Source organism: Terribacillus saccharophilus, from assembly GCF_002272075.1.
GTDB classification, from domain to species: Bacteria; Bacillota; Bacilli; order Bacillales; family Amphibacillaceae; genus Terribacillus; species Terribacillus saccharophilus_A.
Map to the genome: position 1 here is coordinate 40,486 of NZ_NPBJ01000008.1, position 6,435 is coordinate 46,920.

The following is a 6,435-nucleotide window of genomic DNA, read 5'->3' on the forward strand; positions in this document are numbered from 1 at the left end:
TGGTTTGTACTATCATGTATACGAGCCATCAAAGGTTTTAGACCATCTTTATTCAAATAGATTGTTTGCTGCCGAGCTGGATCCTTCCAACTTCATTAACTGACCGCTGCAGCCACATATTCGCGATCTTCATAAAGAGATGCGTATCTCCAGATGCATAGAATTGATGATTAACAGGACGATTCCCTTCATAGAGCTTTCGTTTGAAACCGAGAATTGCACTTACCTCACGAGCTGTCTCGTCACCAGAACTGATTACTTCCACCGATTCACCAATTACTTCTTCAATAACCGGTTTGATGATCGGGTAATGCGTGCACCCCAGAATGAGTGTGTCCATCTCTTTCCAATCCTTCAATGGTGTCAGTGCATCTTGGACGACCTGGAGAGCCAATGGTCCTGAGACAACACCTTTTTCTACCATTGGAACGAATGTTGGACATGCAAGTCCTTCAATTTCGAGTTCACTATTGATATTTTTCAGCGCTTTACGGTACGCATGGCTGCGGATCGTGCCTTCTGTACCGAGTACACCGATATGATTTGTCTTTGTCGTTTTGATTGCAGCACGGGCGCCTGGTTCGATAACACCGACAACCGGTATATCAAGCTTTTGCTTCAGCTCCTCCAATGTAAAAGCTGTCGCTGTATTGCAGGCGATGACGAGCATCTTGATGTTCTTTTCCAGGAGGAAGTTCACCATGTCCCATGTAAATTCCACCACTTCTTCTTCCGGTCTTGGACCGTAAGGACAGCGCAGTGTATCCCCGACATAGATAAGGTTTTCCTTTGGCAGCTGACGCATCAGCTCCCTTGCAACGGTCAAGCCGCCTACTCCTGAATCAATGACACCAATCGGATAATCCACGTTTATCTCCTCTTTTTCTTCTCTGTTTTAGCCTCTAGCTGTTCGTAATCATTCATTTTACCGTGTAATTTATGTAAGAGCAACTGCAGCTGGTCTGCCTCTTCCAGTGAAAAAGTTTCCAGCAGCTCTTGTAGATATGCTTGACGCTTTTTGATCACTTCCGAGATGATCTGCTCTCCCTTTTTTAGGATATGCACCCGTACAATACGCCGATCCTTCTCATCACGTACACGTTTCACAAGCTCATTCTTCTCCAGCCTGTCAACGATATCGGTCGTCGTACTGATGGCAAGCCTGATTGTTTGGGAAAGGTCGCCAGTTGTCATATCTCCTTTGTCCGCCAGCCATTGCAGCGCGACGAACTGCGGTGCCGTAATCGGATACTGCAGGAGGATTTCCCGTCCTTGTTGCTTTATGATTACGGCAATATGTCGCAGCTCCTTCTCAATCGCTGCAATCCTTTCAGCTGTCAGTATGTCGTGCACTATTCATTCCTCCTGCTATTCTTTCGTTAGTTTATTCCTGCGCAAATATTTTGCGAGTTGTTTCTTATATTGTAAAGCAACCATGATATACAATGTGTCGCCTGCTTTGATAACTGTCTGTCCGTTCGGCGAAATAATTTCGCCGCTTCGGAGTATGGCATTGATTAAAGTCGTCTCAGGGAAGCTGAGATCCTCCAGCCGTTTGCCGGATATCTCATTCAGTTCCGTTGGTTTATATTCTACCATCTCGAGATTGTTCCGTCCTATACTGATCAATTCAAGCGTCTCAATTTCATTCGTTGTCGGCGGTTCCACCAATTTAAGTTTCGCCGCAAGCGCCGTGACCGTCGAGCCTTGCAGAACAGTCGATAAGAGGACGACGAAGAAAACAGCATTAAAGATTAGCTGGGCATTATCGATACCAGCAATGAGCGGGAAAAGTGCAAGCACGATCGGTACGGCACCTTTCAAACCTGCCCAGGAAATGAACACTTTCTCTTTGGCTGTATACTTGAAAGGGAGCATCGATAGGAAGGTTGCTAATGGACGTGCCAGGAAGATCAATACAATCGACAGTAAGAATCCTTTAATCATCAGACTCGGCGTGAATAACTCCCCAGGGAAAACGAACAGGCCCAGCAAGACGAACATACATATCTGCATAAGCCAGCCGAAGCCCTCATTGAAACGGATGATCGAGCGGCGGTACGTAATTTCCGCATTTCCGATATAAAGCGCACTGACATATACAGCCAATAATCCGGAAGCATGGATGACGGATGTCAATCCGTAGCTTACCAAAGCGAACGAGAGCGCGAACAACGGATAAAGACCGCTCGTATCCAGATTGATCCGATTGATCGCTGTTACAGCTACGAATCCGATCAGCAGTCCCATCGCTGCTCCTGCTCCCATTTCCCATATAAAGCTTCCGATCATGGAAAGAACGCCGGGGCCGTGGCCGCTAATTAATTCGATACAAGTAATCGTCAGGAACATGGCCATCGGATCATTCGTACCAGATTCAGCCTCTAATGTCGCAGAAAGCCTCTCTTTGACATTCTGTCCCTTCAAAACAGAGAACACAGCGGCAGCATCCGTCGAACCGACAATCGATCCGATCAAAACAGATTCCAGCCACGTTAAATCAAATATATAGTGAGCAGCAACAGCGACGATTGCCGCTGTCAGCAGCACCCCAATCGTTGCCATTGTAATTGCCGGGGCAAGTGCCGGCTTCATCGAATGCCAATTCGCATGAAGACCGCCTTCAAACAAAATGACAATCAGCGCGAAGATACCGATTGCCTCCGCCAAATGAGCATTATCAAAATAAACAAGACCAAAACCATCGCTTCCAACAATCATTCCGACCGCGATGAACAAGACAAGAGCCGGAACACCCAGCCTCGTCGAAAACTTCGTCACCACTACACTCACAATAAGCAGCAGCGCGAAGAGAAAAATGAATTGATTCGTTACCATATAATCTTGCATGTACATCCCCCTACAAGGTGTCGATCGATATCTGACTTTTCTATCCTATCCTTAATGATACCGTTAAAAACGCTGTACTGCATGTAATTCGCCCTCGCCGAAGCTGAACATATAAAAAAACCGACTCAATCGGAGTCGGCTTTTACTACTAATTATTTGAACAATGAACTGAATGTATACGATCGAAACAACTCCGAAAAGGAGGAAACCGGTAATTCATGATAAGGCACGGCTTTACACCCATTAATGCTGACCATTATGCACTTCTGCACATCATCATATCGGCTGACAACCGTATTCCCCTTCTTCATTGCCCACTTCTCAAAATCCGCCGGGGGAGAGCTTCCCAAGTAAGCTGCCTGAAATTCCGCGATGCTGCATTCTGCTGCACAGTAGTGTGAAGCTACTTCCGCGACCGTTAAATGATGCATCTCAGCGACCGGCATCATCACAATCTCATCATCTTCATCAGCCATATAATATACCCCTGCTTCGGTAACACGCACAAAAGCTTCTCTAACCTCCTGGTAAATCTGCTGCTGCAAACTCGGCAGCGACGCAATGACTGGAGCGACAGACGGACTTTTCAGAATTTCCATGGAAAACCCTCCTTTTCTGTACAGTTTCGACAGAATTGGAGGGATACCTGCTTTTACGATAAAAAATCAGCTTAAGAGCTTTTTTCTATGTGTTTTAAAAATGAGTATATTATTGTTCAACCAAAACTTCTTGAATCGCGTATGCCACGCTGGATTCATTAGCCCATATAGCCCACACCATTCCAATTTGTAAGCCAAGCGGTATCGACACCCACATTATTACAATAGCGAAAACGCGAAATTGCTCGGATGGGAATTTAAGTAAGGTTATCAATCCAAATATGAAACCTATAGCCCACATCAGTAAGATTACAAAAAACTCTGGGGCTACGTACTTTTGGTCGGTAGGATTTTCAGCTATCGTACCCGAAGCACAAAAATCAGCAATGAAAAAAGCAATAAAACCACTTATGACAGCATTTACGAGAAATATTTTCTTGTTTTTATTCAAGTTATTCCTCCTCAATTACCAGCAACTCTACCACCAACCGATTTGGTCTTCAATTACATTTTTACCATACGTATCAAGCGCATTGTGCAAATTCGACAAATATAGAAAATACCTGCAACGATAAAAGAAACCCGCTCTTAAGCCGGTTTCTACAGATTGGAGGACAGTATGCAGTTATTCTCCACCGCCGCCCCCTCCACCATCTGAACCTCCACTATCGTAGGAAGGACTGCTCGGACCGGAATCGTAGGACTGGGAACTTAAATCGGTATCATGATATCGTTTATTATTGCTATCACTTTCTGAATCCGCGCCCATTAATGGCGTATGTATGGTCGAGTTTCCATCACTATCTGATTTACTCTTGGATTGTGCGTTATCTTTTGATTGCGTATGACCTTGATCTTCATCCTGCTTTTTCTTTCGGATGGCTATTAAGGCAATTACTACGGCTGCTATAAGTACAATGATTACGCCTATAAAAATATTAGTCCCTATACTATTGTCAATCGTTATTATATCCATTAAGCCTTCACTCCCTAAAACGAAAATTTTCGGTAGGTTTATTACACATAAACTTTTCTTATTTTTACAGAATAACATAGATTTATCTACTTTATTTCATGCATTTAAAAAGTGACATGTATCTTTTCGGTTGTTGATAAATTTTATATAGAATAACTATCTACTATAATTATTCTATATTTTAAATTAGAATGAGCAAGAAATTTAATAAAAAAAGAACTTCCTTATCAGGAAATTCTTAATAGCTGTCTGAAATATATAGGAAGATAATTGGTCGGATAAAAGCAGAACATACATCTATCCTAGAAGACCAGATTAACTACTGTTTATTTACTGTAAACACGTATTCCTTATTCAATAAATAAGGGCGGTAATAACCGTTGATTGTAGACATCGGAAGCACTTCCGGATGAAGTTGAATACCAAGAGTTTGGATCATATACTCTCTGCGCATTTGGATTCTTTCCCATAATTCCGGATAGTGAGTAGCCAATTCTGTTCGCAGTTCTTCGTCCGCTAGCGCAATACCATCTTCAGCATTCGCTCCACCGTACCCTGGAATACTAGGAATAATGTCCACTTGGAGCATCATGCCGCTAGCAAGTCGGATTTCTGAATTGGGATAGATTGGGGAAGACATCCATTCTTCACCCGCCGTCAAATGACCAGGATTAAGTTTCCACCCATATTTTGATTTAGGCAAAACAGATTCAATTAACTCATACATCTCTCTACCAGTCATACCAAGCCTCACATTTTCATACCAAGCAACACTTGCTGCGTAATAAGGCTTAGCAACTATATCAATATAATCAGATACATCTGCTGGCAGCTCTTCAGCAGATGATACAACATATGCCGATCGGTTAGTAAGACCTCCCCTGTAACCTACTGTGACCGAAAATTTATCACCTAACTCTACTTTCTTTGCTCTTGGTGCTACTACTGCATTCGTAAAACGATCACCCGTGGCACAAATTGTCTGAACATTATTCGGCTGTCCATAGGCAGCTAGTCCATCCGCAAGCTCCATCTCTTTTTTTCCAGGTTCTAATTGATCCAGCACTCGTAAAATTCGGGACGATGCAAGTGATGCTCCAAATTCATAATGAGCGATTTCGTTTGCATTCATTAAAGTACGAGCACCCGTACCAGGATGAATAAATAATGAAGTGGCATTTAAAACACTACCAGTATCTTTCACAAGCTCTTTCACGGCATTAACGATAAAATACGGCGTATCAAACAGCTGTTGATTGTCTTCATAAGGACTCGTAAACATTTTCCATCCCGCTATACCAACACGCATACCTTCTCTGACACCCGCAGATGCAATAAGTTCTGCAAATGTTTTTTCAGTCTGCATCGGCTGATTAGGCAGAGAAAAGTACGGGACCAGGATAGCTTCTGCTTCTATACGACTGTATTGTTTCATTCGGAGAGATTCATTACCTAATAACAGGTAAGCACTCCCATTACTATGTAAAACCAAAAGAGCTTCCTCAAATCTTGGCTCAAAACCTGTGAGATAACCAAAGTTGGTACCATGTTCACGGTCACCATAAACAAGAAGAACATCTAAATCTGCGTTTTTCATTTGAGCAATCATTTTCTCTTTGTGAAGCTGCATCGTTTCATCAATTAAATCCACTGGTGCTTCCGCCGATGTTTCGGCAGGTGCAGGCACTTCAATATAGCTGATTCTCTCTATATAGTTCATTATGACAATCTCCTTCGCTAAAGCATCTAATAGTTACATTGTAAGCGATTAACACAATTAAGGGTTAGTGATCAGCAAATGTTTTATGCTTACTATTTATGTAGAAACAAAAAACCGACCATCACAGTCGGTTTTAGTTAGCCGTCACAGCAAGCCAGTACTCTCTATTCGCTTATAAACAGCTATGTCAGTCGACAGGCGAGCCATGCCTGTCAGAGCTTCAGTTCCCCCATACGAAGGAGCTCCACTACAGCCTGAGACCGTCCCTTTACTCCCAGTTTCTGCATCGT

General features: G+C 43.1%; 7 protein-coding genes and 1 pseudogene. All 8 read right to left on the reverse strand.

Features of this window, described 5'->3' with window-relative positions; all coding sequences use genetic code 11:
- Nucleotides 1-52: 52 nt before the first annotated feature.
- Complete coding sequence (racE, locus tag CHH48_RS05465; RefSeq protein WP_095220269.1) at nt 53-868, reverse strand: glutamate racemase; 816 nt, start codon at nt 866-868, stop codon at nt 53-55.
- Between the two features lie 2 nt (nt 869-870).
- Nucleotides 871-1,353, reverse strand: a complete 483-nt coding sequence (locus tag CHH48_RS05470; protein ID WP_245840318.1) for a MarR family winged helix-turn-helix transcriptional regulator — start codon at nt 1,351-1,353, stop codon at nt 871-873.
- Nucleotides 1,354-1,368: 15 nt separating this feature from the next.
- Nucleotides 1,369-2,850, reverse strand: a complete 1,482-nt coding sequence (locus tag CHH48_RS05475; RefSeq protein ID WP_095220268.1) for a potassium/proton antiporter — start codon at nt 2,848-2,850, stop codon at nt 1,369-1,371.
- A 152-nt stretch (nt 2,851-3,002) separates the two neighbouring features.
- On the reverse strand, nt 3,003-3,449 hold the full coding sequence (locus CHH48_RS05480) for a hypothetical protein (protein ID WP_095220267.1): 447 nt from the start codon (nt 3,447-3,449) through the stop codon (nt 3,003-3,005).
- Between the two features lie 109 nt (nt 3,450-3,558).
- Nucleotides 3,559-3,900, reverse strand: a complete 342-nt coding sequence (locus tag CHH48_RS05485) for a hypothetical protein (RefSeq protein WP_095220266.1) — start codon at nt 3,898-3,900, stop codon at nt 3,559-3,561.
- A 174-nt stretch (nt 3,901-4,074) separates the two neighbouring features.
- Complete coding sequence (locus CHH48_RS05490) at nt 4,075-4,425, reverse strand: hypothetical protein (RefSeq protein ID WP_095220265.1); 351 nt, start codon at nt 4,423-4,425, stop codon at nt 4,075-4,077.
- 319 nt (nt 4,426-4,744) lie between these two features.
- A complete protein-coding gene (locus CHH48_RS05495) occupies nt 4,745-6,145 on the reverse strand; it encodes a M24 family metallopeptidase (protein ID WP_095220264.1) in 1,401 nt (466 codons plus the stop codon).
- A 212-nt stretch (nt 6,146-6,357) separates the two neighbouring features.
- Nucleotides 6,358-6,435, reverse strand: a pseudogene (locus tag CHH48_RS19295) (helix-turn-helix transcriptional regulator); the annotation flags it as partial.

Coding starts and splice junctions, on each gene's coding strand:
- CHH48_RS05495 (WP_095220264.1), bottom strand. CDS start 6,145: ATGAACTATATAGAGAGAATCAGCTATATTGAAGTGCCTGCACCTGCC.
- CHH48_RS05475 (WP_095220268.1), bottom strand. CDS start 2,850: ATGCAAGATTATATGGTAACGAATCAATTCATTTTTCTCTTCGCGCTG.
- CHH48_RS05490 (WP_095220265.1), bottom strand. CDS start 4,425: ATGGATATAATAACGATTGACAATAGTATAGGGACTAATATTTTTATA.
- CHH48_RS05480 (WP_095220267.1), bottom strand. CDS start 3,449: ATGGAAATTCTGAAAAGTCCGTCTGTCGCTCCAGTCATTGCGTCGCTG.